The following is a 26990-nucleotide window of genomic DNA, read 5'->3' on the forward strand; positions in this document are numbered from 1 at the left end:
AGAGCTCCGGATCCCGTCTCACCACCGTCTCATTACCGTTGCGGCGGAAGGCGAACTTGGCTCTACGGTGACGCCCGTGGACTTCGGGATTCTGGGGCCGATCCAGGCACGCGACTCCGGTGTGCGGCTCGAGCTCGGCGGTGTGCGCGGTCAGAAGGTGCTCGCCGCGCTGCTGCTCGCGCCGAACCGGGTGGTGCCGCTGACGCAGCTGGTCGACGTGGTGTGGGACGGTGAGCCGCCCTCGACCGGCAAGCACCAGATCCAGAAGTCGGTCGGCGACCTGAGGTCCGCACTCGGCGTGCCGGGCCTGATCGTCACGGACGGTCCCGGCTACCGGATCGCGCTGGGTTCCGCGACGCTCGACGTCCTCACCTTCGAACGGCACGTGGCGACCGCGCAGACCGTGGAACCCGCCGAGGCGGTCCGGTTGCTGCGCACCGCTCTCTCGTTGTGGCGGGGCCCGGCGTTGGCGGGCCTGGACGGCCAGGTGCTGCGGGTGGAGGCCGAGCGACTCGACGAACGGCGGATCGCCGTCGCGCAGCAGTGCTTCGCGCTGCAGCTGGAACTGGGCCAGCACGAGCAGGTGATCACCGAGCTGTCCGCGCTGGTGGCCGCGAACCCGTTCCGCGAGCAGCTGGTCGAGCAGCTGATGCTCGCGCTGTACCGGTCGAACCGGCAGGCGGACGCGCTGGAGCTGTACGACCGCACCCGCCGGTTGCTGGCCGACGAGCTGGGGGTCGATCCCCGGTCGCAGCCTGCGCGCCGCGCACCAGGCGATCCTGAACCAGGACAACGAGTCCACGCACGTCTGTCCGAAGGCGCCGGCGCAGTTGCCGGCGGACCTGGCGCGGTTCACCGGCCGGGAGTCCTGTTTGGACGAACTCGACGCCGGCCTGTCCGCGTCCACCGTCGTGATCACGTCCATCGCCGGCACCGCGGGCGTCGGCAAGACGGCTCTGGCCGTGCACTGGGCACACCGCGTGCGGGACAAGTTCCCGGACGGCCAGCTCTACCTGAACCTGCGCGGCTACGACGACGCACCCGCCACGACACCGGCCGAGGCGCTGACCCAGCTCCTGCGCGGGCTCGGCGTGGAGCCGGACCAGGTCCCGCGCGAGGTCGACGAGCAGGCGAGCACGTACCGCTCGATCCTGTCGACCCGGCGCGTGCTGATCCTGCTGGACAACGCGGCGAGCGAGGACCAGGTCCGGCCGCTGCTGCCCGGCACGCCCGGTTGCGCGGTGATCGTCACCAGCCGCAACGACCTGCGCGGGCTGACCGCGCTGGACGACGCCCGCCGGGTCGAGCTGGACCTGCTGACGGCGGACGAGGCGCACGCGCTGATCACCCGCGTGCTGGGTGCCGCGAGGGCGGACACCGAACCGGAGGCGGTCGCCGACCTCGCCGCGTTGTGCGGGTACCTGCCGCTCGCGATCCGGATCGCGGCGGCGAACCTCGCGTGCCGGCCGCACGACCGGATCGCTGACGCCGTCGCGGATCTCGCGCAGGGCAACAGGCTCGCGCAGCTCTCGATCAGCGGTGACCGCCGGGCCGCGGTGACGGCAGCGTTCGAGCTGTCGCTGAAGTCGTTGCCGGACGAGGCCTCCCTGCTGTTCCAGCGGCTGGGACTGTTGCCGCGCACGGACTTCACCGCGCACACGGCGTCCGTGCTGATGGGCGTGGACGACGTGCGTCCGTTGATCTCGTTGCTGGAGAGCGCGAGCCTGATCGAGCCGCACACCCGCGGCCGGTTCCGGGTGCACGACCTGCTGCACCTCTACGCGCGGGAACTGGTCACCTCCGACGAGGACGCCGGGCAGGCCGGCCTGCGGTTGCTCGACCACTACCTGCACACGACGGACGCGGCGCTGGACGTGCTGGCGCCGGAGATGTACCGGCTGTGCCGCGACGGCACCTCTGCGCTCTCGTTCGGCAGCAAGGAAGCGGCACTGTCCTGGTTGGACGCCGAGGGCGAGGCGGTGGCCATCTGCGCGCTGCGTGCCGAGCCACCGCGCTACCGCTGGGAGCTGGCGGACTCGTTGCGTCGCATGTGGTACCTGCGTCAGCAGTTCGACCGGTGGCACGAGACGGCGTCGGCAGGGCTGCTGGCCGCCGAGCAGGAGAACGACCTGCGCGGCCAGGCGTCGATGCACCTGTCGCTGGGCACGATGCACTGCGAGCTGGACGGCAGGCAGGGGATCGGCCACCTGGAGACGGCTTTCGCGCTGTACGAGGAAGCGGACGACCGGGCCGGGCAGTTCCACTGCCTCAACAACCTCTCGGTCGTCCATCTCACGCTCGGCCGCACGCAGGAGGCGATCGGGCTGCTGCCGACGCCCTGCCGCTGGTCGACGACAACCTCCGGCTGTCAGCCGTCGTGCACCTCAACCTCGGGGTGGCGACCGCGCAGACCGGCAGGCTCACCGAGTCGCTCGCGCACTACGAGCAGGCGCGGGAACTGTTGCGGCAGGCCGGTGGCAGCGTCTCGGACACGCTGGTGGAGTTCGCTCTGGCCGAGCTGCACGTGGTGCTGGGCGATCCGGTGCGGGCGCGTGAGCACGCGGTCCGGGGCGCGCGGATGGCCGAGGAGTCCGGCTCGCACGCGTGGTGGTACGTGCTGCAGTCGGTCGAGGCGAAGATCGACCGCGACACCGGGCGCACTCAGCGTGCTTTGACGCGTGCGCTCGCTCTGGTCGACGAGGCCGAGGAAGGCGCGGCGGAGCTCTACGTGCTGCTCGGCCTGGTGATCGCGGGCAGCGCCTACCACCGGCTGGGGCGGCTGCGGGAGGCGATCGAGGCGCTGCGGCGCGGGCTGCGGCTGGCCGGCTCGCTGGGGCGGGTGGACAACGAGACCGAGTACCTGATCGACCTGGCCCGTGCGCTGCAGGCGGCAGGCGACGAGCGGTCGGCCGGTGAGCTCGCCGAGCGGGCGCTGGACCAGGCGACGACGTTCGGCTTCGCGATGCAACGCGGCCGGGCGCTCGCGACGCTGGCGTTGCTGAGCCTCAAGGCCGGCGATGCGGAACGGGCGCGCGGCTTCGCCGCGGAAGCGGTGGAGGTGCAGCGGGAGACCGGGTTCGTGCTGGGCCAGGCGGAGTCGTTGCTCGTGCTGGCGCGGGTGGCGGATCACCCCGCCGCGCTGCAGGAAACCCGAGCGATCGTCGCACGTCTGACCGGACCGCACGGCGGTGATCCGGCCGGTGTTCTGTGTGAGACTGACGTCGGCTGAGGGTTTCCGGCAGGAGGGGGCGGTGTGCAGGCCGATCTGTTCCCGCGCCCGCACCAGCTGCCCGCAGCCGTCTCCGACTTCGTCGGACGCGAAGAGCTCGTCCAGTCCATGGTGGACTTGGTCACCCGTTCCCGCAGGTGACCTCGTCGCGGCCCGGCGGTGGTACCAGCGCGGGCCGGCGGTGTACGAGCGGCTCGCGGACCCCGTCGGGCGGGCGTCGGTGCTGCGGAACCTGGCCCGGATGTCCTGACCGCCGCCCGTTCGGAACTGTCCGCGCGTTCAACCGGAATTCGGTTTCGAAGCCGGTGCCAGGTGATTTGATCATCCGGATGTGAGGCCGTTGTGAGGTATTGCTCCAACAGAGTGCTTGGCTGGCTCGTAAGATTCCGTTAGGGTCGCATTCGCGAGCAATTGGCAGGGGTGATGGCGTTACCGAAAATCGCCCGAAAATTGATCAAAATTTAGCCACTTGTTCGATTGCAACCAAAACGCTGCTCCGTCCGGGTGTCGCATTCCACTACAGGACCAGTGAGGCCTCACGCTCCGGGGTAGCGGTCACGGAGACGTGTGCGTGCAGTGGTGCGAGGTCGGCCAAAAGGGGCTTGCGAGTCGTGAGAATCGGACCAGTCTTGTCTAATGGCATCGCCGGGACCCGTCCGGCGGACAGTGGCCTCGACCAGGGGGTGGAACGCACCATGGGTGGTGTCCCGACGTTTCCCCACGGCAGACCGCTGACGTGGGCGGACCTGGAGGCGATGCCTGATGACGGGCACCGTTTCGAACTCGTTGACGGGGTGTTGGTGATGAGCCCCTCGCCCCGTCCTGTGCACCAGCGGGTCGTCGCCCGTCTGCTGGTGACGCTGACGGCTGTCTGCCCGCCGGAGCTGGAGGTCCTCCCCGCTCCGGTCGACGTGGTGCTCGCCGACGACACGGTCTTCATCCCGGACCTGGTCGTGGGACGTCGTGAACAGTTCACGAAGCAGGCGCTCATGGGGCCGCCCGTGCTGGCGGTCGAGGTCCTTTCGCCCCGGACGCGACACGTGGACCTGGAACTGAAGCGGGCGAAGTTCCAGGAAGTCGGCTGCGAGAACTACTGGTTGATCGACTACGACGGCCCGTGGCTGCGCTGCCTGCACCTCGAGAACGGGGTGTACGTGGAACAGGCGCGGTCGGAAGGCGAAGAGATCATCGAACTGCAGTACCCGTTCGCGGTGAAGCTCAGCGCCCAGTCACTGGTGCGGTGAGTGGCTATCGGTCAAGAAGGGCTGGGCTGAACGGGCGACACCGCGATACAAACGTGTGGATCAAGGTTTCACCATCTGGCGTGCCCGTGTGTGGGCTGGTTGCGTGCATCGCGTTACGTCCAACGCGCGGAGGTCCAGCACATGCAGCCGTTCCAGCTGCCGGAGTTCTACACGCCCCACCCCGCCCGGCTGAACCCGAACCTCGAGCGCGCCCGCGTCCACACGCGGGCATGGGCGCACGAGATGGACATGATCGACGTGCCGCAGCACGGAACGGTCGTCTGGACGGACGACGACCTCGAGTCGCACGACTACGCGTTGCTCTGCGCCTACACGCACCCCGACTGCGACGGTGAGACGCTCGACCTCATCACCGACTGGTACGTGTGGGTGTTCTACTTCGACGACCACTTCGTCGAGCTCTACAAGCGCAACCCGGACATCAAGGGCGCGCAGGCCTACCTCGATCGGCTGCCGCTGTTCATGCCGGTCAACGGTGTCATCACCGCGACACCGGCGAACCCGGTGGAGAAGGGCCTGGCGGACCTCTGGCGCCGCACGGTCCCCAGCCACTCGCTCGACTGGCGCGAGCGGTTCGCCTCCAACACCAAGCACCTGCTCGACGAGTCGATGTGGGAGCTGCACAACATCAGCGCTCACCGGCTCTCCAACCCGATCGAGTACATCGAGATGCGCCGCAAGGTCGGTGGCGCGCCGTGGAGCGCGAACCTCGTCGAGCACGCGGTTGGCCTCGAAGTGCCGGCCCAGATCGCCCTGAGCCGCCCGATCGGTGTCCTCAGGGACACGTTCAGCGACGCCGTGCACCTGCGCAACGACCTGTTCTCCTACGAGCGCGAGGTCCTCGACGAGGGCGAGCTGTCCAACAGCGTGCTGGTGTTCGAGAAGTTCCTCGACCTCCCCACCCAGGACGCCGCGGAGGCCGTCAACGACCTCCTCACGTCCCGCCTGCACCAGTTCGAGCACACGGCCCTCACCGAGGTCCCGCTGCTGCTCGACGAGCACGCGATCGACCCCATCGGGCGCGCGGCCGTGCTGGGCTACGTGAAGGGCCTGCAGGACTGGCAGGCGGGTGGCCACGAGTGGCACCTGCGGTCGTCCCGGTACATGAACAAGGGCCTCAGGACCCAGCCCGGCACGTCCGCGGCCGACGTCCTCGGCTCGTACGCGAGGACGATGCCGCAGCGGCTCAAGCAGTTCATGGCCACGCCCAAGATCGTCGAGCCGTACCCGCGGCCGACCTACGACATCCCGTTCGCGCTCGGGATGGCCCCGCACCTGGACCAGTGCCGGGAGGAGGTCATCGCGTGGAGCGAGGAGGTCGGCTTCCACGGCGAGGGCATCTGGGACGAGGCCAAGAACCGCCGCTTCGACCTGGCACTGGCATCGGTGTGCATGGACCCCGACGGCACGCCGTCCGAGCTGTTCCTCTCGGCCGCCTGGCTGACCTGGGGAACCTACGGCGACGACTTCTACCCGTGGGTGTTCGGGCGGTTGAAGGACCTCGCCGGGCTCAAGAGCCAGACCGCGCGGCTGAAGCTGTGCATGCCGCTCGACCTGGTGCCGACGATCGTGCCGGTCAACGCCGTCGAGCGGTCTCTCGCCGACCTGTGGCAGAAGACCGCCGCGCCGATGTCGCCGGAGTTCCGGTCCACGTTCCGCAAAGCCGTCGACGCGATGCTGGACGCCTGGGCGTGGGAAGTGATCAACATCCAGCAGAACCGCATTCCGGACCCGGTCGACTACCTGGAGATGCGCCGGTCGACGTTCGGTTCCGAGCTGACGACCTCGCTGTCGCGCTTTTCGCATTCGACGACGGTGCCGCCGGAGATCTGGGGAACGCGGGTCGTTCAGACCATGGAGCGGTCGGCCATGGATTACACCTTCATGGTCAACGACACCATCTCGTACCTCAAGGAAATTCAGTACGAGGGTGAAGTGCACAACATGGTGCGGGTCGTCGAGAACTTCCTCGGAGTCTCCCAGCCGCGGGCGTTCGAGATCACCTTCAAGCTGATGGACGCCCGGCTCGGACAGTTCGTCCAGGCCGTCGACGTCGACCTGCCGAAGCTCTTCGAGGACCTGTCACTGGACTCCGCGACGCGGGCGTCGCTCACCCGGTACGCCGACGAGCTGAAGGACTGGATCGTCGGCGTCACCCACTGGCACGTGGAAACCTCGCGCTACCACGAGGAGGAGATCCGCACCCCGGTGAACGCCCACCTGCTGGCGGGAGCGTTCAACCGGGGCCCGTCCGGGCTCGGCACGTCGGCCGCCAGGCTCGTCGCTGTCAAGCGCTGACAGCTCGTGGTCAGCCGGCGGTCAGTACCGGTCGGCACCTTGTGGGCAACACCGACCCACAGGGGGCAACACCATGAAGAACGTCCTGATCTCCGGCGCCAGCATCGGCGGCCCGGCGCTCGCGTACTGGCTGCGGCACCACGGTTTTGCCGTCACGGTCGTCGAGCGGGCCCGCGGTCTGCGGCCCGGCGGCCAGGCCATCGACGTCCGCGGCCCGGCGCTGGAGGTGATCGAGCGCATGGGCCTGGGCGACCGGCTGCGGTCGCTCAGCACCAACATGCGCGGCATGACCATGCTCGACGCGGAAGGCAACGAGCTGTTCAGCTCCACCACGCACACGCTCAGCGGCGGCGAGCTCGCGAGCCCCGACGTCGAGCTCCTGCGCGACGACCTCGCCACGATGCTGTTCGATGCCGCGGAAGGCGTGGAGTACCTGTTCGACGACACGATCACCGCGATCGACGGCACCGGCGTCACGTTCGAGAAGGCCGCGCCGCGCGACTTCGACGTGATCGTCGGAGCGGACGGCCTGCACTCCAACGTCCGCCGCCTGGTCTTCGGGCCGGAGTCGGAGTTCGTCAGCCACCTCGGCATGAACCTGGCAGTGTTCACCGCGCCGAACTTCCTGAACCTCGACCACTGGCAGATCTTCCAGCAGGACGGCGAGGTCGGTGGCGGCGTCATGAGCGCCCGCGCCAACGCGGAATGCCGTGTCTACATGGGATTCAACGGCGAGGCAGACGTCGACTACCGCGACATCGAGGCGCAACGGCGGCTGATCGCCGAGAAGTTCGCCGACGCGGGCTGGGAGTGGCAGAACGCGCTGAAGCACATGTGGGAGGCGCCGGACTTCCACTTCGACTCGATGAGCCAGATCCGCATGGAGACCTGGTCGCGCGGCAACGTCGTGCTGCTCGGTGACGCCGGCTACTGCGGCTCGCCGTTGTCCGGTCAGGGCACCAGCATGGCGCTGGTGGGTGCCTACGTGCTCGCCGGTGAGCTCCGGGACAACCCCGCCACGGCGTTCCAGCGCTACGAGGAGATCCTGCGGCCGTACGTGACGGCCAACCAGGACATGGCGCTGAAGAACCGGGAGAACGGCGGGGCGCCCTCCGAGGAGTTCGCCGACGTCGTGAACAGCCTCCAGCTCCCCGCGTACTGAACTCCTTCAAAATTGGCTCAGACCATTGACGGCAAATGGGATGTTTGACCAGGCTGGACACCGGGTCGCCGCCCCCGCCTCGTGAGGAGGAGCCGTGAGAACTCGCGTTCTCGCCGCGGTCATCGCTGTCACCGCCGCGCTGTCCGTTAGCGCGCAGTCGCAAGCCGCGGAACCACTGCAGAGCCTGGTACCAGTTCCAGTGTCGGTGCAGGCCAGAGCCGGTGTCACGCACACGCTGACGGCCGCCACGAAGATCTACACCGCCCCTGCCGCGAGGGACGTCGGCAACTTCCTGGCGGGCGTCCTGCGGCCGTCGACCGGCTACGCGTTGCCGGTGTCGGACACGACCGGCACTCCGGCGGACGGCATCTCGTTGCTGCTCTCGGGCGCGCCGGGCACGGTCGGCCAGCAGGGCTACCAGCTCGATGTCGCGGCCGGAGCCGTCGTGCTGCGCGCCAACACGCCGGAGGGCCTGTTCGCGGGCGTGCAGACGCTTCGGCAGATGCTGCCCGCGGCTGTTGAGAGTGCGACCGTGCAGCCCGGTCCGTGGACCGTGCCGGGCGCGCTGATCGTCGACCACCCTCGGTTCGCGTATCGCGGCGCGATGCTCGACGTGGCCCGCCACTTCCACCCGGTGGCGTCGGTCAAGCGCTACCTCGACCAGCTGGCGCTCTACAAGATCAACTACTTCCACCTGCACCTGAGTGACGACCAGGGCTGGCGGATCATGATCGACAGCTGGCCGCGCCTCGCCACGTACGGCGGCAGCACGCAGGTCGGCGGCGGTGCGGGCGGCTACTTCACCAAGGCGCAGTACAGCGAGATCGTGCAGTACGCGGCCGCGCGCAGGATCACGGTGATCCCCGAGATCGACATGCCGGGCCACACGAACGCCGCGCTGGCCTCGTACGCGGAGCTGAACTGCAACGGCCAGGCCCCGCCGCTGCGCACGGACATCGAGGTCGGCTACTCCTCGCTGTGCGTCAACAAGGACATCACCTACCAGTTCATCGACGACGTGGTGCGTGAGATCGCGGCGCTCACGCCTGGCCCGTACTTCCACATCGGCGGCGACGAGGCCCACGCGACCTCCGACGCCGACTACCAGGCGTTCATGAACCGCGCGCTGCCGATCGTGAAGAAGTACGGCAAGACCGTGCTCGGCTGGCACGAGTTCGTGAAGACCACGACCGACACCACCGCCATCCCGCAGTACTGGGGCACCACGACGTCCAACGCGACGGTGCAGGCAGCGGCGGCACGCGGGAACAAGGTCGTCATGTCACCCGCGAACAAGGCGTACCTGGACATGAAGTACAACTCCAGCACGCCTCTCGGTCTGTCGTGGGCCGGGTTCATCGAGGTCCAGGACGCCTACAACTGGAACCCCGGCACGCACCTGAGCGGCGTTCCCGAGTCGGCCGTCCGCGGCGTCGAAGCTCCACTGTGGACCGAGACGATCGTGACGTCGCGCGACATCGAGTTCATGGCGTTCCCGAGGCTCCCGGTGCTCGCGGAGCTGGGCTGGTCGCCGTGGTCGACGCACAACTGGGACCAGTTCAAGGTGCGGCTGGGCAACCAGGCGCCGCGCTGGACCACGATGGGCATCAACTTCTACCGGTCCGCGCAGGTCCCGTGGGACACCGGCGGCCCGGCGCCCGGTCCGTGCCCGCAGCCCGCGTGGGAGCGGTCGAAGGTCTACACCGGCGGCAACGTGGTCTCGCACAACGGCCACAAGTGGACCGCGCAGTGGTGGACGCAGGGCGAGGAGCCCGGCACCACCGGTCAGTGGGGCGTCTGGCGCGACGGCGGCGTTTGCTGAGTTCTTCTGGGTACTCCGTCGACCATGACGGATCCAGAAGAAGCCGAAGAGTTCGCGGAAGAGGTCGGTGTCGACCCCACGCCCCAGGAGGTCGACGAATACCGCGACATGACGGAACCAGGCGAGTGGCGCGCCGACGAGAAGATGGGGCCGGACGGCGCGCCCGCACCGCAGGACGGAGACGACCCGACCGGCGGCTCCGGTGCATGATCCGGTGCGGGCGAATACTGTTCGCTCGCACCGGGTAACCGGCTGTTGTGGATGCCCGAGTTGCCGTTTTTGCCCCGTCCCCTCAGCTGACCGTCACCGTCGAGGATCTCGACGGCGAGCCCGACGTGCACCTGCACGCGGGTGGCCAGGGTTTCTGGCAGTCCAGGATGATCGCCTCGCTCGGCGTCGAGGCCGTGGTGTGCGCGGCGTTCGGCGGTGAGACCGGCCGCGTGTTGCGGACGTTGCTGGAAGGCGAGCACATCGACCTGCGCGCGCGTGAAGTCGCCGCGCGCAACGGCTCGTACGTGCACGATCGCCGTGACGGTGAGCGCTCCGAGATGGTCGAGATGTTGCCGGACGCGTTGTCCCGGCACGAGCTGGACGACCTGTACGAGTCGATGCTGGTGGAGGGCATCCGCGCGGGCACAGCCGTGCTGAGCGGGCCGTCCGACGACCGCGTGCTGCCCCACGAGACGTACTTCCGCCTCACCTCCGACCTGACGAAGAACGACTGCCGCGTCATCGTCGACCTGGCCGGCGAGCGGTTGGCCGAAGCGGTGCGGGGTGGCCCGCACGTCGTCAAGGTGAGCCACGAGGAGCTGGGTGAGGAAGAGCTGCCCGAGCTGGTGCGGGCGTGCCGGAAGATCGCTTCTTCCGGCGTGCACGGCGTGGTGGTGTCGCGTGCCGACGAGCCGGCGTTGGCCCTGCTCGACGAGCAGCTGTACCTGGTGCGGATGCCTCGGCTGGAGCCTGTCGACACGCGCGGCGCCGGTGACTCCATGACCGCGGGGATTTCAGCGGGCCTCGCGCTGGGTATGTCGTTGGACGACGCGGTGAAGCTCGGCGCGGCGGCGGGCGCGGTGAACGTGACGCGGCACGGCCTCGGCAGTGGTGGGGGAGAAGCGGTGCGCGAGCTGAGCAAACGCGTGGAACTGGAGCCGATCGAGGAATGAGCGGATGCGCGCGCTGATCACCAACGACGACGGAATCGACTCTCCCGGTCTGCTGACCCTGGCCTCTGCCGCTGTCTCGTGCGGGCTCGACGTCGTCGTCGCGGCTCCCGCGACCCAGTCCAGCGGCACGAGCGCCTCGGTCGCGGCCGCCAGCGACACCGGCAGGGTGGTCAGCGAACGCCGTACGCTGCCCGGCCTCGACGCGGAGGCCTACGCGGTCGCCGCGCACCCGGCCCTGATCACGCTGATCGCGTGCCGCGGCGGGTTCGGCGGCAAACCCGACCTGGTGCTGTCCGGCGTGAACCTGGGCGCGAACGTCGGCCGCGCGATCCTGCACTCCGGCACCGTCGGCGCCGCGCTGACCGGCCAACTCAACGACGTCTCGTCGCTCGCGGTGTCGCTCGACGTCGGATTGGACGGGCCCGAACCGTTGTGGGACAAGGCGGACGAGGTCGTACGCGCCGTGCTGCCGGTGCTGCTCGAGATGCCGGCCGCCACGGTGCTGTCGTTGAACGTGCCGAACATCGTTGACGTGCAAGGAATTCGCTGGGCGAAGCTGGCGCGGTTCGGCTCCGTGCAGAGCCGGGTGGACGAGGTGGACGAGAACGAGATCGAGCTCGTCACCGTGTACTCGGAGGAGTCGCTGGTGCCGGGCACGGACTCGGCCCTGCTGGCTTCCGGCTACGCGACGCTGACGCCGCTGAACTCGGTCTCCGAGGACGTCAGCTCGCCGCGTCCTTCCCCGGCCTGGCCAGTGTGATCACGAGCCCGATCAACGCGGTGCGAACCTCCAGGAAACCCTCGGTCGTCACGTCTTCGAGCGAGAAGGCCAGCATTCCGAACGACAGCAACAAGAGGATTCCGTACATCCGTGCGAGGTCGTGCCGCCACGCCATCACGACGCCCAGCGCCCCGACCCCGATCTGGATCACGTGGTAGTCGGGGTCCAGGCCGAACACGTCGAACCAGCCGAGCGCGAGCTGCAGTACCCCAGCCGTCAGCGTCAGGATCTGTGGCCTCGTGAACTCCAGTTCGTTGCTCAGCAAGGCCATGGTCCGTCCTACCCTTCGAATCGCCGCCAGACCGCGTCGTACTTCGCTTGTCGTTCGCGATCCCGGGCGGCGTTTCGCTCCCGGCGTCCCGAGGTCGCCGATCCTCGCGGGTACCCGTACTTGGTGAGGCGGTAATCCACGCTTTCCGGCGCGTAGGACAACGCGAAGTACAGTCCTACAACGAAACCGAGCGCGCCGCACGCGATGGCCAGCGGCCACGGCGACCCGAGGCCGAACACCAGCGCCAGCGTGATGGCCGTCGTCAGCGGCGTGACCTGCACCAGACTTCGGACGGTGAAGCGCACCAACCACTTCGGACCGGTCACGTCCGCGTAGACGAACTCGCGGTACTTCTGGGGAACCCTGCCGCCCGCGTAGTACCAGAGCTTCAGCGCCGGGTTCATCTCGTGGCCTTCGCGATCACTTTATGCAGCACCTCGTTCAGCTGCGCGAGCTCCTCGAACGTCATGTCCAGCTGCTCCACGACCTTGAAGGGGATCTTCAGCGCCTCGGTGCGCAGTTCCCGGCCCTGCTCTGTGAGCGTCAGGGCCAGCGCGCGCTCGTCGCTCTTGTCCCTTTGGCGCTCGATGTAACCGATCGCCTCCAGCCGCTTGAGGAGCGGGCTGAGCGTGCCGGGGTCCAGCTGCAGCACGGTGCTGAGGTCCTTGACGGTGCGCGGCGACCGTTCCCAGAGGGCCAGCATCACCAGGTACTGGGGATGCGTGAGGTTGAGCGGCTCCAGGATCGGGCGGTACACCGCGATCACCGTGCGCGAGGCCACGGCGAGGGCGAAGCAGACCTGGCGCTCCAGCTCGAGCGGGTTCTCGGGGATACTTGGTGTACTAATCATTTGTGTACACAGTAACCTACGCTTGCCAGGGTTGAAGAGGTGTAACGGGTCGAGCGTGTCTTTGACCGCGTGCTGTACGGCACAGACGTCGGGGCCGAGCTCGCGGATCATGCTGTCGCGTTTGAGCAGGCCGACGCCGTGCTCGCCGGTGACGGTGCCGCCGAGGCCCACGTCCTGGTCGATGATCTCCGCGAACGCCGCCTTGTTGAACGTCTTCTGTGGACTGTGGATGGAAGGCCGCGGCCTGGGCGCCGGCGGGCGCCCACTCGGCTTCGTCGTGGCTCAGGTTCTCCAGGGTGACGGGGTCGGTGAGCAGGCCGGGCAGGTCCAAGGTCGTCATGACGGATCCAGCGCTCCGTGGGCGGCTTTGTGCACGACTCGTTCCAGTTCCGCGCCCCCGTTCTTCCGGCGACAGGGTGTTGGAGGCCTGCTACGGGGTAGATGACAGGCATGGCCCGCACGACCGTCGTCATCGCCTCGCGGAACCGCTCCGCCAGCCTGCTGCGGACGCTCACGCACCTCAGCGAGCTGGCGGTTCCGGTGATCCTGGTGGACAACGCGTCCACCGACGACAGCGTCGTCCTTGTGCGGCAGCGGTTTCCGCACGTCGAGGTGCTGGAGTCGCCGGTGAACCTCGGCGCGGTCGGGCGCAACCTCGGCGTGCGGGCGGCGCGGACACCGTTCGTGGCCTTCGCGGACGACGACTCGTGGTGGGCGCCCGACGCGTTCGAACGAGCCGAGCCGATCTTCGACGACCACCCGGACCTGGCGGTGATCGCCGCACGCACGCTCGTCGGACCTGCGGAAAAGCCTGACCCGATCACGCCGCTGTTGCGCCACAGCCCGCTCGGCCAGGGCGTCGCGGGACCCGCGGTGCTCGGGTTCATGGCCTGCTCGGCGATCGTGCGGCGGCAGGCGTTCCTGGAGGTGGGCGGCTTCAGCCCGGTGCTGTTCTTCCGCGGCGAGGAGACGTTGCTGTCGTGGGATCTCGCGGCGGCGGGGTGGGCGCTCTGCTACGTCGAGGACGTGGTGGCGCACCACCATCCGGCGGTGGAACGGGAGCCTGGCGGCGATCTCCTCGAGCGGCGCAACGCCGTGCTGGTGACGTGGATGAGACGGCCGGTGCACCGCGCGGTGGCGGCGTCGCTGAAGGACCCGCGGGCGTTCCGGGCCGCGGTGCCCCGGCTGCGCCAGGCGCTCCGGCAGCGGCGTGCGCTGCCGAAGCACCTGGAGCGGCAGATCAGGACAGCGAGCGGACCGCCGCGGCGAGACGCGTGATGCCCTCGTCGATCTGCTCCGGCGTGACGCCGGAGAAGGCGAGGCGCATGGCGTTGTCGCCGCCCTCCAGCAGGAAGTCCGAGCCCTTCACGAACTCGACGCCGTGCTCCTTGGCGACCCCGAACAGCTTCTCGATCGAGACACCCGGCAGCTCGACCCACATGAAGTAGCCGCCCTGCGGCGCGGTGAAGACCGCCTCCGGCAGTTCGCGCTTCAGTGCGGTGACGAGAGCGTCGCGGCGGGCCCGCAGCGCGGTGCGGACGTTGACGATCGACTCCTCGATGCGGCCGGAGCGGCAGTACGAGTTCACGATCGACTGCGCCACCATGTTCGGTGAGATGTACGTGGTGGTGGCGATGTCCTGGATCTTCTTGATGACCGTCTTCGGGCCGACCAGGTAGCCGCAGCGGATGCCGGGCGCCATGGTCTTCGAGAAGGAGGAGGCGTAGACGACCTTCTCGTTCTCGTCCTGCGACAGCATGGTCGGCAGGGGCTCGCCCTCGAAGCGGACCTTGATGTACGGGTCGTCCTCGAACAGCACGAAGTCGTACTTGGCCGCGAGGTCGAGCAGACGCGCGCGCTTCGCCTCGGACAGCGTGTAGCCGGCCGGGTTGTGGAAGTTCGGGATGATGTGCGCGAGCGAGGGCCGCACACCGCTCTCGAGCAGCTGCTCCAGCGCGTCGACGTTGATGCCGTCGGTCTCCAGCTCGATGGCGTGGATCTTGGCGCCGCGCTGACGCAGGTTCAGCAGCGTGCGGTCGTAGGTCGGAGCCTCGACCACCACGTCGTCGCCCGGCTGGACGAGGAGCTCGAAGAGGAACGCGTCGGCCTGCATCGAGCCGTTGGTGACGAGCACCTGCTCCGGCTCGACGCCGTGCTGGTCCGCGAGCCACTGGCGCAGCGGCACATAACCAACGCTCGTGCCGTACGCGAACGTGCCTCCGGGGTCGTCGGTGAAGGCTTTCTGCGCTGCTTCGCGCAGGCCCTCCTGGTCGATGATGTCGAGAGAGGGTGCTCCGCGCGTGAACAGAATCGAGGCCATGCGCGGAGCGTACAACTCCCACGATTTGGGCTACGGCCTATATACGTATGAGTTGAGCTGCTGCACGGCCTGGGCCGCGTTGCCCAGGTGATAAAGATCGACCGACAGGTAGTTCGGCTTCTTCCTGGCGGCGGGCTGGCAGAACTGCTGGGCCCGGTTCGCGAGCTTGCTGTTGTCCGCAGTCGCCGTGCTGCCGAACGGAACGTCGCGGAAGTGGTTCATGACGAACAACGGCTGGAACGTGCCCGTCGCGGTGAGAGGTTTTTCATCCCATCGGCTGTAACAGGACCAGTCGGAGGTGCCCAGTCCCGATCCCATCGACCAGTGGTTCTCGACCGTCCAGTCCTTCTGGTACAGCACGCCGGAGTCCTCACGACCGTCCTTGCCGTGGTCGGTGAAGATGATCAGACGCTTGTTCGCGCTCACGAGCTGACTCCGGGTCGGCCACCCGTTCTCCCGCACGCCTTCCGCGCGGTAGAGGACGTCGTTCAGCCCCTGCACCCGGCGCAGTTCGCCGCGCAGCACGTCGGCGGACACGTAGTCCTCCAGGAACACCGTGACGATCTCGCTCCGATTGTTCCGGAGGAAATCAACGATTCGCTGGACGTCGACGTTGAGCGCCACCGGCTTGCTCACGAGCGTGCAGCTGTTGTGACACAGGATCGCGCCGTCCGGAGTCTGGTGGATGTCCAGCATGAAGCCCCGCACGCCGTCGTTCAGCTGCTGAACGATGCCACGCGTCTGGTTCTTGGCGAGGTTGATGAACGGCGGCGCGAACCCGCCGTCGACCCCGTTCGCATAGGCGTTGTGCGCGGTCAGGAATGTCATCTGGTCCAGTCGCGGATCCTGCGGCATCGGCTCGGTCCGGTTCACGACCGGCGTCAGGTACCAGCGCGTCTCACCGCCGAGACCGAAGAATTCCCATTGATCACCGAACTGCCGCGGCTCGTGAACCGTATCCCCCTGTGAGCACGAACCCATGGTGAGCTGACGGGTGATGCACTGGCCAGGCGAGTCGGTGTTCTCGAACCTCCCGTCACTCAGTCGCCATTGCTGGTGGTCTTCGTTGCCCTTCGGGCGGTGCAGGGCCACTCCAGTGCCGCTCTGGGCGACGTTGAGGCCGGTCCTGACACTGGTGATGTAGTACGTGCCCGACGGAGCCGCGTTCGCGGTCGCCGGCACCAGGGGAAGTAGCAGCAGGGCTGCGACGGCAGGGAGGTATCGCATGGTGACCAGAGTCACCCACATGAGTGAGACATGAAACGTCCTCAAGCGTTTGGACGTTTAACACTGTGGGTATTCCACGCACCGCCAGCGCCTCTTCACAGGTAGTACAACTCCAAGGCAGCCGTCGCCCAGCCGAAGGGTTAGGGCCGGTACTGAGCGCCGCCTTCACAAGCCGCGCAGGGTTCGACTCCCTCGGTTGCCGCGAACTTCGTCGCCCACCCGCGGCGAGAAGTACAGGCGTCGTGGTCGACGGACCGCGGCGCCTTTCTCGTTCGGAAGGACGGCGGTCCCTCGCGGGCCGTGGTCAGAACGGTGGATCGCCACCTGATGCGAAGTCGGCCGCTTCCTGGCCCGGTGGGGCGCCTCGGCGTTTACCCAGGGCGCGCAGGCGGTCGCCGACGTACTCGAGGGCCTCGCGCAGCTGGTCCGTGGACGCCTCGGCGCGGCGGTCAACGCCAATCAGGTCATTCAGTTCCCGGTTGACCGAGCCGGGATGGCGGCTGGTCTCCCTGGCGAGCACGAAGGCCGCCTTGTCGAGCGAGCTTCGCAGCGACTGCTTGGCCGTCCGGGACGCGGCCTGCCGGGCGCTCACCGCGCCGCCCGCCGGCCACGGCCTCGCTCAGCCGCTCCCGCAGGTACCGCAGCGCCGCCCGGAGCTGCTCCTCGGTGGCCCTGCGGCGGGTCCGCACCCCGATCAGGCGGTTCACCTCGAGATCGACCTCCCCCGGCGCGCGCTGTGTCCAGCGGGCGAGCAGGGCGACGTCGGCGTTCACCGCGGAACGAAGCGACAGGGTGCACGGCAGTACCAGCCTCTCGATCATCATCGGTCTCCGATGGAACTCTGTGTGACAACACGATGACAGACAGGTCTGACATTTCTGGAAGCCCAGCTCAGGGCCTGTTTCAGGGGCATCCAGGATCCGCCGCCACCCCGCAGCCGGGACGATCGACCGGTGAACGAACCGGGGGAGGGGCTGCTGCGGATCACCGGCATCGCATCGGTGGTCTTCACGATCGGCACCGCAGTGCACGCGTTCGTGATCATCAACGACCAAACGCTGCAACGGATGTTCGAACTGGCGGGAGCGGAGCCCGTGCCGGGCTTCCTGACGGTGTTCCGCGCGGTCGGCTGCCTCTACGTCGCGGGCAACGCACTGGGCGTCCTCGCCCTTCAGGGCAAACCGAGAACGTGGCTCTTCTGGGTCGTCATCACGGTCAACGCCACCCAAGCCACAGGCGTGCTCATGGTCCCGCCGGAGATGTGGACGGCAGTGCGGGAGGCGTACGGGATCCCGGGCATGCTGCCGTCGCTGATCACCGACGGCGGCGCGCTGGTCCTCGTCGTCACCCTGGCCGGCACCGCGATCGCCACGAGGTCCGTCCGGACACAAAAGAAGCCCGCCCGGAAACACACCGAGCGGGCCGCGAAGAGGTGAATCAGATGGCGCGGACGGCCTGCGCCTGCGGTCCCTTCTGACCCTGACCGATTTCGAACTCCACGCGCTGCTTCTCCTCCAGCGACTTGAAGCCGTTGCCCTCGATCTGCGAGTAGTGCACGAAGACATCCGGACCACCGCCGTCCTGCGCGATGAATCCGAAGCCCTTCTCGCCGTTGAACCACTTCACGGTGCCCTGCGCCATACCAATTGCTCCCTAGAGTTGGTGCCCCCGCCGAGCGGGGCGCGCGGGCAGTCTGCCAGCGGACGGTCTCTCTCACATGGTGGTTAGCCCGGTGGTGTGACGAAGTAAGTTGAACCGGGTACCACCGAGAGGAGCAGGGATGACGAACTGGCTGGACGTCGCGCACGACGTGGCGGCGACGCTCAGGTCCGACGCGGCGGACAGGGACCGGGCCAACCAGCCACCCGCCAAAGAGGTGGAACTGCTCCGCCAGAGCGGCCTGCTGAACGTCCAGGACTGGGCGCAGCAGCAGATGATCAACCGGATCGTCGGGGCCGCCGACGCGAACGCCGGACACCTCCTCGGGTACCACTACCTGCAGATCTGGCGCAGCGGGCTGTTCGACGTCCCGTTCAGCAAGGCCCCCGACCAGTTCTGGGCCGGCGTCAGCAACCCCCTCGACGCGGCCCTCGAGCTGACGCCCACCGACACCGGCTTCCTCCTCAACGGCCGCAAGACCTTCGCGACCGGCGCGGCACTGGCCGACCGGATCGTGGTCAGCGCGACCCGCACGGACAACGGCGAGAAGCTCACGTTCCTGCTCGACGGCAAGGCAGACGGAATCACCTACCTGGACGACTGGGACAACATCGGGCAGCGGCTCACCGCGTCCGGTGGCGTCAGCTTCTCCAACGTCGAGGTGACCGAGATCCTCGGCGTGCAGCCGGCGAACGAGGACCCGCGGATCAGCCTCGCCGCGATCGGCTTCCAGCTCGTCCTCGCCCAGCTCCACGTCGCCATCGCGGAGGGCGCCCTGCTCGAAGCCGCCGACTACACCCGCACCAAGACCCGCCCGTGGTTCGTGAGCGGCGTGGAACAGGCCACCGAGGACCCGTACATCGTCGCCGCGTACGGCGAGATGGTCTCCCAGACGAGGGCGGCGGGCCTGCTCGCGGACGAGGCCTCGAAGCAGCTGTGGGAAGCGAGCGAGCTCGGCCGGAACCTCACCCCGGCGAAGCGGGGAGAGGTCGCCGTCACGATCTCCGAGGCCAAGGTCGTCAGCACCAAGCTCGTCAACGACGTCACCAGCCGGATCTTCGAGCAGATCGGCGCGCGCGGAACGGCCGCCAAGTACGGCGTCGACCGCTTCTGGCGCAACGCCCGCACGCTCACGCTGCACGACCCGGTGGTCTACAAGGCCCGCGAGGTCGGCGAGCACTTCCTCACCGGTGCCCGCCCCGCCCACACCGGGTACAGCTGATGCAGCCGGTGCTCGCCGACTCGGTCAGGCTCACCGATGACGGCGTGCTGATCCTCGACCGCCGCGAGTTCCCGTTCGAACGCAACTGGGTGCTCTGCCGGACGGCCGAGGACGTCGCGCAGGCCATCGTGGACATGGTCACCCAGTCCTCCGGCCCGTACTTCGCGGTCCTCTACGGCATGGTCCTCAAGGCCAGAACCCTTGAGGGCAAACCGTTCGCCGAAGCCCGCGAAGAGCTCGCGAAAACCGCGCGGCTGCTCGAGGACACCAGACACACCAACAACGCCCTGCGCAAGGCCACGAAGATCGTCCTGGAAGCCGTCGACCAGGCCCAGGACATCAGGCAAGCACTGCAGGGCGCGCACAACGGCGATGCGGCCTACCGGGCGAAGAGCCAGGCCCTCGGCGAGCACACGGCGAACCTGCTGCCCCAGCAGGCCACCGTCCTCACGCACTGCTGGGCCGACCTCTACCTCACCGAGACGGTCAGGGCCGCCCGGCAGCAGGGCAAGCAGCTCAGGTTCTTCTGCACCGAGACCAGGCCCTACCTGCAGGGAGCACGGCTCACCGCCGAGACGTTGATCGAGATGGGCGTGGACACGACGCTCATCACGGACGGCATGGGCGCGGCCGTGCTGCAGTCGGGCGAAGTGGACGCGTTGGTGACGGCCGCCGATCGCGTCACGATGGACGGGCACGTCGTCAACAAGGTCGGCACACTGGGGCTGGCCGTGGCGGCGCACGCGTTCGGCGTACCGTTTCACGCCCTGGTGCAGGCACCGGACCGGCTGGCGCCGACCGCGGCGGACGTGCCGATCGAACACCGTGACGGCGCGGAGGTGCTGCAGGTGCTCGGCAGGCCGAGCGCCACGCCGCGGGTGAAAGGGCTGTACCCGGCGTTCGACGTCACGCCGCCGAGGTTCGTCACGGACGTGGTGACGGACCGAGGGGTGTTCGACGCCGGGGAGCTGGACAAGTACTACGAGGGAGAACAGCGGTGAGCAAGTGGGTCGTGCTCGACATCGAGGGCACGCTGAGCGCGACGGACCAGGTGCTGGTCGTCCTGTACGACTACGCCCGGCCGAGGCTCGGGCCGTGGATCTCCGAGCACGGTGACGACCCGGTTGTCGCCGACGCCGTCAAGCAGATCAAGGAACTGAGCGGCCACGACGACGTCGTCAAGGCGCTGCACGACTGGATGGACGCGGACCAGAAGGTCACACCCCTCAAGACGTTGCAGGGCCTCATCTGGCAGCAGGGCTACGCGCAGGGCGACCTCGTCGCGGAGTTCTTCCCGGACGTGGTTCCGGCGCTGCGCAAGTGGCACGACGACGGCGTGAAGCTCGCGATCTTCAGCTCCGGCTCGGTCGCCGGTCAGATCGCGTTCTTCAAGCACACCACCGACGGCGACCTGACGCCGTTGCTGGAGCACCACTTCGACACGGTCAACGCGGGCCCGAAGCGCGAGGCCGCGTCGTACCACAAGATCGCGGAAGTCCTGCAGTCCGACGACATCACGTTCTACAGCGATGTGCCTGCCGAGCTGCACGCCGCGCAGGAGGCGGGCTGGAAGACGGTCGGCGTCGCGCGCGCCGGTGAGCCGTACGGCAACGCCGACTTCACGCCGCACCCGACCGTGTGGGAGCTCTCGTGACGGCGGAGCTCGCCAGGGAGTGCGCGCGCTATGCCGCGATGGGCTGGATGCGTGGCACGTCGGGCAACCTCTCCGTGGTGCTGCAACGGGATCCGTTGCGGCTCGCGGTCACGGTCAGCGGCGTCGACAAGGGTGAGATCACCGAGAACGACAGCGTGGTGATCGACGAGAACGGTGAAGCGGTCGGCAGCGACAAGGTCCCGTCCGCCGAGGCCGGTCTGCACGCCAGGATCGCCAGGGTCGCCGGAGCGGGTGCCGTCGTGCACGTCCACGCGCTGGCACCGGTCGTCGCGGCCGAGCACTGGCCGGACGGCGTCGTCCTCAAGGACCTCGAAATGCTCAAGGGTTTCGGCCGCCACGACCACGAAGAGGTCGTCGTCCCGGTCGTCCGGAACTCGCAGGACATGGTCGAGCTGGGCGACGCCTTCGAGAAGGGCTTCGACCCGCGGACGCCGGCCTTGCTCGTCGCGCGGCACGGGGTGTACGTCTGGGGTGACGACCTGATCCAGGCCCGGCACCGCCTGGAATGCCTGGAGTGGCTGCTGCGCTTCAAGGTGGAGACGCGAGACATCTTTACGGGGAGGCACGCATGACGCTGCTGACGGTGTGGCCGGACTCCGGCCCCGAGGAGACCCTCGTCCGCACGACCGACCCGGAGGAGATCGCCACCGCGCTCAAGGAGCACGGCGTGCGCTTCCACCGCTGGTCCGTTGTGGACGGTGTGACGGCCGAAAACGCCTTGCAGATCTACGAGTCCGAAGTCGCCCGCGTCAGCGAGACGGAGGGGTACACCTACGTCGACGCGATGGAGATGACCCCTGCGGACACGGACGAGTACCGCGCGAAGGCCGTCGAGTTCCGCAACAAGTTCCTCGCCGAGCACACGCACGATGACGACGAGGACCGCTACTTCGCCCGTGGCGCAGGCGTTTTCTACCTGCACATCGGTGACAAGGTGTACGCGGTGTTCTGCGAGGCGGGCGATCTGCTGAGCGTTCCGGCGAACACCACGCACTGGTTCGACATGGGCACCACGCCGGACTACGTGTCGATCCGGTTCTTCCACGACGACGACGGCTGGGTCGGCAACTTCACCGGCAGCGACATCGCGACGAAGTTCCCGACCTTCGACGAGATCCGTTCAGAGCTGTGACGTTCATGTACGGGAAAAGTTCAGCCTGCTGAATTCCGTTCCGGAAACTGGGCGAACCATTGATCCCTCCGGTCTCCGCGCCCCACAGTAGTGGTCTAGACCGCTAATCCGAGGCCGGAGGGATTCAACGTGGAAACCCCTGCACTGCGCCGCTCCATGCTCGCCCTCGCACTGACCGCACCCCTGCTCGTCGCGCCGGCGGGCCAAGCCTTCGCCCAGCCGCCGTCGGTCCAGTGGACGTCGACGCCGTACAGCTACGACGTGCAGAAGCCGCACAACCTGCCGACGAGCGCGCGCTACAAGTTCGAAGGCGGCGTCCACACCATGTGGGTCTACGACTACGACGCGCCGCACACCCCAGGCAGTCCAACGGATCCGCGCACCGAGCTCCGGTTCCACCAGGAGTACACGAGCGGCCAGCGCGCCTGGCAGGGCGAGATCTTCATCCCGAGCGGCGTCAGCGGCCCGACGGTCGTGCAGATCCTGCGCGAGAACCGCCCGGCCGGCACCCGCGCCACCGACATCATGCTCAACGTCGCCAACATCAACGGCGGCACGCTGCGCAAGGACAGCAACCAGGTCATCGCGACCGGCATCTACAACAAGTGGTTCACCATCCGCATCGAGCACACCGCGGTCGCCGGCGGTCGCGGCACGACGCGGACCTACTACAACGGCTCGCTGAAACTGACCCACGCCGACGAAGGTCCTGCCAACCGGTACTTCAAGAACGGCGTCTACCACCACGGCAGCGGCCGCGCGGAGGCTCGTTTCCGCAACATCACCTACTGGCGTCAGTGACCGGAATTTCGGTGTGGCCCAGCCATTGCGGAGCCCGGCCCCGGTGTGGAAATTCTGGTCCAGACCACTAACCGAGGCCGGAGGCTCCCGTGACCCTGCCCCGTCGTTCCCTGTTCGCCCTGCCCGCCGTCGCCCTGCTCGCGACGCCGGCCCAAGCAGCTCCGGCGTGGACGGAGACGCCGTTCACCTACAAGATCCAGAAGCCGTGGAACCTGCCGCAGAGTGCCCGCTACAAGCGCGAGGGCGGCGTGCACACGATGTGGGTGTACGACACCGACGAGCCGATGAGCGAGGGCAGCAGCACCGACCCGCGCACGGAGATGCGCTGGCTGCAGGAGTACTCCAGCGGCCAGCACGCCTGGCAGGGCGAGATCTACGTCCCGAGCGGCGTCAACGGCCCCACGGTCATGCAGATCCTGCGCGTGCGCGGCGGCGATCCCGGCACCCCGGCCACCGACTTCATGCTCAACGTAACCAACGCCAACGGCGGCACGCTGCGGTACTACACGAGCACGGTCGTCGCCCAGAACATCTACAACACCTGGATCCGCATCCGGGTCGAGCACTCCGCTGTCGCGGGCGGCACCGGCAAGATCAAGGTCTTCGCCAACGGCGTTCTCAAAGCGACGGTGTCCGACCGCGGCAAGGCCACCCGCCACTTCAAGAACGGCGTCTACCACCACGGCAGCGGCCGCGCGGAGGCCCGTTTCCGCAACATCACCTACTGGCGCCAGTGATCATTTCTTGCGGGACCCTAAGGTGAGCGTATGAGCTCACAGGTGGCGGTGGCATCGCTCGGCGGCACGATCACGATGACGGGCTCCGGCGCGGTGTCACCGACACTCGGTGCGAAAGACCTGGTCCAGGGTCTCGAAGTGGGCGAGATCGCCACCCTGGCGACGACTCCCGGCGCCTCGCTCACCTTCACCACGCTGCTGGAAGCCTTCGACTGGGCCAACGAGCAGGTCTCCAGGGGCGCGCAGGGCGTGGTGATCATCCAGGGCACCGACACCCTCGAGGAGACCGCGTACTTCTTCGACTGCCTGTGGCCGCACGAGGAACCTCTCGTCGTCACCGGCGCCATGCGACACCCCGGCCTGCCCGGCGCGGACGGCCCGGCGAACCTCGCCGCCGCGGTAGCCGTGGCAAGCGCCCCCGGCTCCGGTGGCCGCGGCGCCCTGCTCGTCCTCAACGACGAGATCCACGCCGCCCGCTGGGTCCGCAAGTCCCACAGCAGCCTGCCGAGTGCCTTCGAGTCGTTCCCAGGACCGCTGGGCCTGGTCGTGGAAGGCCGGCCGCACTACTTCCACCCAGCGCACCGCCTGCCCGCGCTGCCACGCCCCCAGGACGTGCCCGCGGTGCCGCTGGTCGAAGCGACGCTGGACGACGACGGCTCGTTGCTCGACTGGCTCAACGTGGGCGGAGTCGTCGTGGCGGCAACGGGCGTCGGACACGTCTCGGAGGGCATGGCCGAAGCGATCTCGCGCGCCCGGTTCCCGGTCGTGGTGGCGACGCGGACCGGCGCAGGGACCACGTTCCGCGCCACTTACGGCTTCAGCGGCTCCGAATCGGACCTGATCGCGCGCGGCGCGGTGATGGCCGGATGGTTGTGCCCGCGCAAGGCTCGTGTGCTGCTGCGGCTCACCCTTGGCGCGGAGCAGCTGGTCGAAGCCGTCTTCGCGAACCGGGGCAGCGTCTTCCTGTAGCACTGCCGGTGAGGTCGGATTCTCGCCAGCGCTGAGGGACGTCGGTTCCCAACACTGGTCGACGTGACCATCGATCAATCCGTGAAGGCTCCGGTCCGGCTACGTGGCCACGTCGTCCTCTTCATGTCTCTCGCGGCCGCATTGGGAACGTCCACGCTGTACCCGTTGCAGCCCGCGATAGCGGACGTGGCGCACTCGATGGGTGCGCAGATCACCGCTGTCGGAGTCGCGCTCGCGTGCGGACCGGCCGGATACATGGCCGGGCTTGGCCTGCTGGTCCCGCTGGTCGACCGGTTCGCGCCGTCGCGCGTTCTTTCGGCACAGTTCGGGGTTCTGGCAGCGGTGCTGGCGGCGAGTGCCGTGGCCGGCGGCGTGGTGGTGCTGGGAGCGCTGACCGGTTTGGTGGGAGCGTGCTCAGCCGTGGGCGCCGGTCTCAGCTCGGTGGCGGGCAGGCTCGCTCCGGAGAACCGACGCGCGACAGTTCTCGGCATCGTGACCGCCGGGATCTCGGCCGGGATCCTGACCGGCCGGATCGCCGGCGGCTGGTTGACAGACGAGATCGGCTGGCGCGCAACGCTTCTCGTGTTCGCCACTGCCTGCGCACTCGTCGCAGCGGGTTGCCTGCTGCTGGTGCCGCCTGCGCGCAGTGGCACCGCTCTCCGGTACGGCGCCACCCTGCGTTCCCTGCCCGGTCTGTTCGCCCGGCACGCCGTGCTCAGGGTCGCGGCCACCGGCGGCGCCCTGTGGTTCTTCGCCTTCTGCGCCATGTGGTCGGGGTTGGCGGTGGTTCTCTCGCAGCCGCCGTACTCGTACTCCGCTGAGCGGATCGGACTGTACGCGCTGGCCGGTGTCTCGGGCGTGCTGGCAACCAGGGTCGCCGGCGCCTGGACGGACCGAGCCGGCGCCCGCCGCGTGATCCTGACCGGCCTGGCCGTGGCGGGCGTGGCTGCCGCCGTCATGGCCTGCACACTCGCGAGCACCGCCGCCACCATCGTCTGCCTGGTGGTCTTCGACGCGGGCCTGTTCGCCGCCCAGGTCGCGAACCAGAGCACGATCCTCTCCATCGACCCGGCGGCGCCGGCCCGCTTCAACAGTGCGTACATGCTCGTCTACTTCATCGGCGGCAGCCTCGGCACGGCTTTCGGTGCGGTCGCGGTCGACCTGCTCGGCTGGCAGTCCACCGCGGCGATCACCGCGGCGGCCATCGGGGCCGCCGCGGTGCAGACCGTCAGGCGGGCGAGCAGGCGTCGGCAATCGCCGCGGTGTCGAAGTAGAACGGGCGAACCTCGGTGATGTGCCCGTCTTCGACGGTGATCGCCTGCAAGATCGGGAAGTGGAGCTCACGGCCAGTGGTCCGGGCACGTGCGCGTACCTGAGTCAGGACGACGAGCGGGCTGGTGGTTGCCAGGACTTTCTGGTCCTCCATGTCGAACGTGTCCCACGTCCGGCTCATGGCGCGGAAGAACTGCTCCAGACCTTCGTGGCCATGCCAGACTCCGCCGTAGGGCAGGGAATCAGCCTGGTACAGCACGACGTCTGGGGCGAAGAACGGCGCGAGCGGGGTGAACGACGCACTTCCCGGGCCACCCGCGGCGAGGTACTCGGCCTCCGCCGCGTACATGCCTTCCAGCACTGACAGGGCGGGTGTTGTCGACGATGTGGTCATGCCGACCACCGTGGATCATCACATCATGGTGTGCTGGCGGAAATTCGCCATCGCGCCCCGCGTCGCTGACGTGACGATCCTGCGCACCCGTCCGCACCTGGACCCGTCGTCGGCAAACCTTGGGGCACTAGGCGTGGAGCGGGACACGGTTCACCCGCCGAAGCGGGTCTGTCAAACGAGCGGTGTAACTCGGGTTGAAGGAAACTACTTGCGTCCGGCGGCCAGGCGGCCGTCGAAGGCGATCTCGAACGCGTTCAGGGCGGGTTTCCAGCGCATCGTCCAGCGTGCGCGGCCGGTGCCGGTCGGGTCCAGGCTCATGATCGCCATGTAGACGCATTTCAGCGCGGCCTGCTCGTTCGGGAAGTGCCCGCGGGCCTTCACGGCGCGGCGGATGCGGGCGTTGACGCTCTCGATGGCGTTCGTCGAACAGATCACCCGCCGGATCTCCGGATCGAACGCAAGAAACGGCACGAACTCCGCCCAGGCGTTGTCCCACAACCGCACGATCGCCGGATAGCGAGCGCCCCAGGCCTCGGTGAACTCGGCGAACCGCTCACGGGCTGCGGCCTCGGTCGGTGCCGTGTACACCGGCTTGAGCGCCTTGGCGATCACGGCCCAGTGCTGACGGCCCGCGTAGCGGAAACTGTTGCGCAGCAAGTGGACCACGCAGGTCTGGGTGATCGTCTGCGGCCAGACGGTGGTGATCGCGTCCGGCAAGCCGGTCAGCCCATCGCACACCAC

General features: G+C 68.3%; 29 protein-coding genes and 2 pseudogenes. 21 read left to right on the plus strand and 10 right to left on the minus strand.

Going from position 1 to position 26990, the window contains the following annotated elements; genetic code table 11:
• Positions 1 to 403: 403 nt before the first annotated feature.
• The 10 genes and pseudogenes from ABFX45_RS46585 to surE form a co-directional block, all read left to right on the plus strand.
• A pseudogene (locus ABFX45_RS46585) lies at positions 404 to 691 on the plus strand (AfsR/SARP family transcriptional regulator); the annotation flags it as partial.
• Positions 692 to 872: 181 nt separating this feature from the next.
• On the plus strand, positions 873 to 2675 hold the full coding sequence (locus ABFX45_RS46590; protein WP_428834216.1) for an ATP-binding protein: 1803 nt from the start codon (positions 873 to 875) through the stop codon (positions 2673 to 2675).
• Positions 2579 to 3229, plus strand: coding sequence for a hypothetical protein (locus ABFX45_RS31695; protein WP_428834218.1), 651 nt, complete (start codon positions 2579 to 2581; stop codon positions 3227 to 3229). Before ABFX45_RS46590 ends, ABFX45_RS31695 begins: the two co-directional genes overlap by 97 nt.
• 695 nt (positions 3230 to 3924) lie before the next feature.
• The gene (locus ABFX45_RS31700; protein ID WP_109640093.1) at positions 3925 to 4473 is read left to right on the plus strand and encodes a Uma2 family endonuclease; all 549 of its coding nucleotides are present in this window, start codon (positions 3925 to 3927) and stop codon (positions 4471 to 4473) included.
• Between the two features lie 141 nt (positions 4474 to 4614).
• Entirely contained in the window at positions 4615 to 6792 is a 2178-nt protein-coding gene (locus ABFX45_RS31705) for a terpene synthase family protein (protein ID WP_346133927.1), read from the plus strand.
• Between the two features lie 73 nt (positions 6793 to 6865).
• Positions 6866 to 7954: an FAD-dependent monooxygenase gene (locus ABFX45_RS31710; protein ID WP_109639978.1), complete on the plus strand. Its 1089-nt coding sequence runs from the start codon at positions 6866 to 6868 to the stop codon at positions 7952 to 7954.
• Between the two features lie 94 nt (positions 7955 to 8048).
• Entirely contained in the window at positions 8049 to 9776 is a 1728-nt protein-coding gene (locus ABFX45_RS31715) for a family 20 glycosylhydrolase (RefSeq protein WP_428834221.1), read from the plus strand.
• Positions 9777 to 9800: 24 nt separating this feature from the next.
• Positions 9801 to 9986 (plus strand): hypothetical protein, encoded by a 186-nt coding sequence (locus tag ABFX45_RS31720; protein WP_109639980.1) that lies wholly within the window; start codon positions 9801 to 9803, stop codon positions 9984 to 9986.
• Positions 9987 to 10033: 47 nt separating this feature from the next.
• Positions 10034 to 10939 carry a 1-phosphofructokinase family hexose kinase gene (locus ABFX45_RS31725; protein ID WP_109639981.1) on the plus strand — a complete coding sequence of 302 codons (906 nt, stop codon included), beginning with the start codon at positions 10034 to 10036 and terminating at the stop codon, positions 10937 to 10939.
• A gap of 4 nt (positions 10940 to 10943) precedes the next feature.
• On the plus strand, positions 10944 to 11699 hold the full coding sequence (gene surE, locus ABFX45_RS31730) for a 5'/3'-nucleotidase SurE (protein ID WP_109639982.1): 756 nt from the start codon (positions 10944 to 10946) through the stop codon (positions 11697 to 11699).
• On the opposite strand, the gene ABFX45_RS31735 is transcribed toward surE, so the two are convergent.
• The 4 genes and pseudogenes from ABFX45_RS31735 to ABFX45_RS31750 all read right to left on the minus strand — a co-directional run.
• Positions 11662 to 11991, minus strand: a complete 330-nt coding sequence (locus ABFX45_RS31735; RefSeq protein ID WP_109639983.1) for a hypothetical protein — start codon at positions 11989 to 11991, stop codon at positions 11662 to 11664. The two genes, surE and ABFX45_RS31735, sit on opposite strands and share 38 nt — an antisense overlap.
• An 8-nt stretch (positions 11992 to 11999) precedes the next feature.
• A complete protein-coding gene (locus ABFX45_RS31740) occupies positions 12000 to 12395 on the minus strand; it encodes a DUF5313 family protein (protein WP_109639984.1) in 396 nt (131 codons plus the stop codon).
• On the minus strand, positions 12392 to 12841 hold the full coding sequence (locus ABFX45_RS31745; protein ID WP_109640095.1) for a MarR family winged helix-turn-helix transcriptional regulator: 450 nt from the start codon (positions 12839 to 12841) through the stop codon (positions 12392 to 12394). Before ABFX45_RS31745 ends, ABFX45_RS31740 begins: the two co-directional genes overlap by 4 nt.
• Positions 12842 to 12874: 33 nt before the next feature.
• Positions 12875 to 13072 (minus strand): annotated as a pseudogene (locus tag ABFX45_RS31750) (FAD-linked oxidase C-terminal domain-containing protein); the annotation flags it as partial.
• Between the two features lie 219 nt (positions 13073 to 13291).
• Between ABFX45_RS31750 and ABFX45_RS31755 the strand changes: the two are divergent.
• Complete coding sequence (locus tag ABFX45_RS31755; RefSeq protein ID WP_109639985.1) at positions 13292 to 14119, plus strand: glycosyltransferase family 2 protein; 828 nt, start codon at positions 13292 to 13294, stop codon at positions 14117 to 14119.
• Here the strand turns inward: ABFX45_RS31755 and ABFX45_RS31760 are convergent.
• The 3 genes from ABFX45_RS31760 to ABFX45_RS31770 all read right to left on the minus strand — a co-directional run bounded on the left by ABFX45_RS31760 (position 14082) and on the right by ABFX45_RS31770 (position 17212).
• Positions 14082 to 15161 (minus strand): aminotransferase-like domain-containing protein, encoded by a 1080-nt coding sequence (locus ABFX45_RS31760; protein ID WP_346133931.1) that lies wholly within the window; start codon positions 15159 to 15161, stop codon positions 14082 to 14084. The genes ABFX45_RS31755 and ABFX45_RS31760 overlap by 38 nt on opposite strands.
• Positions 15162 to 15191: 30 nt before the next feature.
• A complete protein-coding gene (locus tag ABFX45_RS31765) occupies positions 15192 to 16388 on the minus strand; it encodes a PI-PLC domain-containing protein (RefSeq protein WP_346133933.1) in 1197 nt (398 codons plus the stop codon).
• 464 nt (positions 16389 to 16852) lie between these two features.
• Positions 16853 to 17212: a hypothetical protein gene (locus tag ABFX45_RS31770; RefSeq protein ID WP_346133935.1), complete on the minus strand. Its 360-nt coding sequence runs from the start codon at positions 17210 to 17212 to the stop codon at positions 16853 to 16855.
• Positions 17213 to 17341: 129 nt separating this feature from the next.
• Here ABFX45_RS31770 and ABFX45_RS31775 point away from each other — a divergent pair, with 129 nt between their 5' ends.
• Positions 17342 to 17824, plus strand: coding sequence for a hypothetical protein (locus ABFX45_RS31775; protein WP_109639990.1), 483 nt, complete (start codon positions 17342 to 17344; stop codon positions 17822 to 17824).
• A 1-nt stretch (position 17825) separates the two neighbouring features.
• Here the strand turns inward: ABFX45_RS31775 and ABFX45_RS31780 are convergent, their stop codons facing one another.
• Positions 17826 to 18029 (minus strand): cold-shock protein, encoded by a 204-nt coding sequence (locus ABFX45_RS31780; RefSeq protein WP_109639991.1) that lies wholly within the window; start codon positions 18027 to 18029, stop codon positions 17826 to 17828.
• A gap of 139 nt (positions 18030 to 18168) precedes the next feature.
• On the opposite strand from ABFX45_RS31780, the gene ABFX45_RS31785 reads away from it, so the two are divergent.
• The 9 genes from ABFX45_RS31785 to ABFX45_RS31825 all read left to right on the plus strand — a co-directional run bounded on the left by ABFX45_RS31785 (position 18169) and on the right by ABFX45_RS31825 (position 25876).
• The gene (locus tag ABFX45_RS31785) at positions 18169 to 19269 is read left to right on the plus strand and encodes an acyl-CoA dehydrogenase family protein (RefSeq protein WP_346133938.1); all 1101 of its coding nucleotides are present in this window, start codon (positions 18169 to 18171) and stop codon (positions 19267 to 19269) included.
• Positions 19269 to 20270, plus strand: a complete 1002-nt coding sequence (locus ABFX45_RS31790; RefSeq protein ID WP_109639993.1) for a s-methyl-5-thioribose-1-phosphate isomerase — start codon at positions 19269 to 19271, stop codon at positions 20268 to 20270. The genes ABFX45_RS31785 and ABFX45_RS31790 overlap by 1 nt, the downstream gene beginning before the upstream one ends.
• Entirely contained in the window at positions 20267 to 20923 is a 657-nt protein-coding gene (mtnC, locus tag ABFX45_RS31795) for an acireductone synthase (RefSeq protein WP_112228576.1), read from the plus strand. The genes ABFX45_RS31790 and mtnC overlap by 4 nt, the downstream gene beginning before the upstream one ends.
• Positions 20920 to 21516 (plus strand): methylthioribulose 1-phosphate dehydratase, encoded by a 597-nt coding sequence (gene mtnB, locus ABFX45_RS31800; RefSeq protein WP_267900095.1) that lies wholly within the window; start codon positions 20920 to 20922, stop codon positions 21514 to 21516. Before mtnC ends, mtnB begins: the two co-directional genes overlap by 4 nt.
• Positions 21513 to 22076, plus strand: coding sequence for a 1,2-dihydroxy-3-keto-5-methylthiopentene dioxygenase (locus ABFX45_RS31805; protein WP_346133941.1), 564 nt, complete (start codon positions 21513 to 21515; stop codon positions 22074 to 22076). Before mtnB ends, ABFX45_RS31805 begins: the two co-directional genes overlap by 4 nt.
• A gap of 129 nt (positions 22077 to 22205) precedes the next feature.
• Positions 22206 to 22877 carry a polysaccharide lyase family 7 protein gene (locus tag ABFX45_RS31810; protein ID WP_215732470.1) on the plus strand — a complete coding sequence of 224 codons (672 nt, stop codon included), beginning with the start codon at positions 22206 to 22208 and terminating at the stop codon, positions 22875 to 22877.
• Between the two features lie 89 nt (positions 22878 to 22966).
• Positions 22967 to 23614: a polysaccharide lyase family 7 protein gene (locus tag ABFX45_RS31815; protein ID WP_109639997.1), complete on the plus strand. Its 648-nt coding sequence runs from the start codon at positions 22967 to 22969 to the stop codon at positions 23612 to 23614.
• Positions 23615 to 23644: 30 nt separating this feature from the next.
• Positions 23645 to 24583, plus strand: a complete 939-nt coding sequence (locus ABFX45_RS31820) for an asparaginase (RefSeq protein WP_346133944.1) — start codon at positions 23645 to 23647, stop codon at positions 24581 to 24583.
• A gap of 63 nt (positions 24584 to 24646) precedes the next feature.
• Positions 24647 to 25876 (plus strand): MFS transporter, encoded by a 1230-nt coding sequence (locus ABFX45_RS31825; protein ID WP_346133946.1) that lies wholly within the window; start codon positions 24647 to 24649, stop codon positions 25874 to 25876.
• On the opposite strand, the gene ABFX45_RS31830 is transcribed toward ABFX45_RS31825, so the two are convergent.
• Together ABFX45_RS31830 and ABFX45_RS31835 are read right to left on the minus strand one after the other, a co-directional pair.
• Positions 25812 to 26249 (minus strand): nuclear transport factor 2 family protein, encoded by a 438-nt coding sequence (locus ABFX45_RS31830; protein WP_346133948.1) that lies wholly within the window; start codon positions 26247 to 26249, stop codon positions 25812 to 25814. The genes ABFX45_RS31825 and ABFX45_RS31830 overlap by 65 nt on opposite strands.
• Positions 26250 to 26453: 204 nt before the next feature.
• Positions 26454 to 26990 (minus strand): IS256 family transposase (locus ABFX45_RS31835; protein WP_346133950.1); only part of this gene is annotated, 537 nt, incomplete at its 5' end.

The sequence above is a fragment of the Lentzea roselyniae genome, assembly GCF_039537795.1.
GTDB lineage: Bacteria > Actinomycetota > Actinomycetes > Mycobacteriales > Pseudonocardiaceae > Lentzea > Lentzea atacamensis.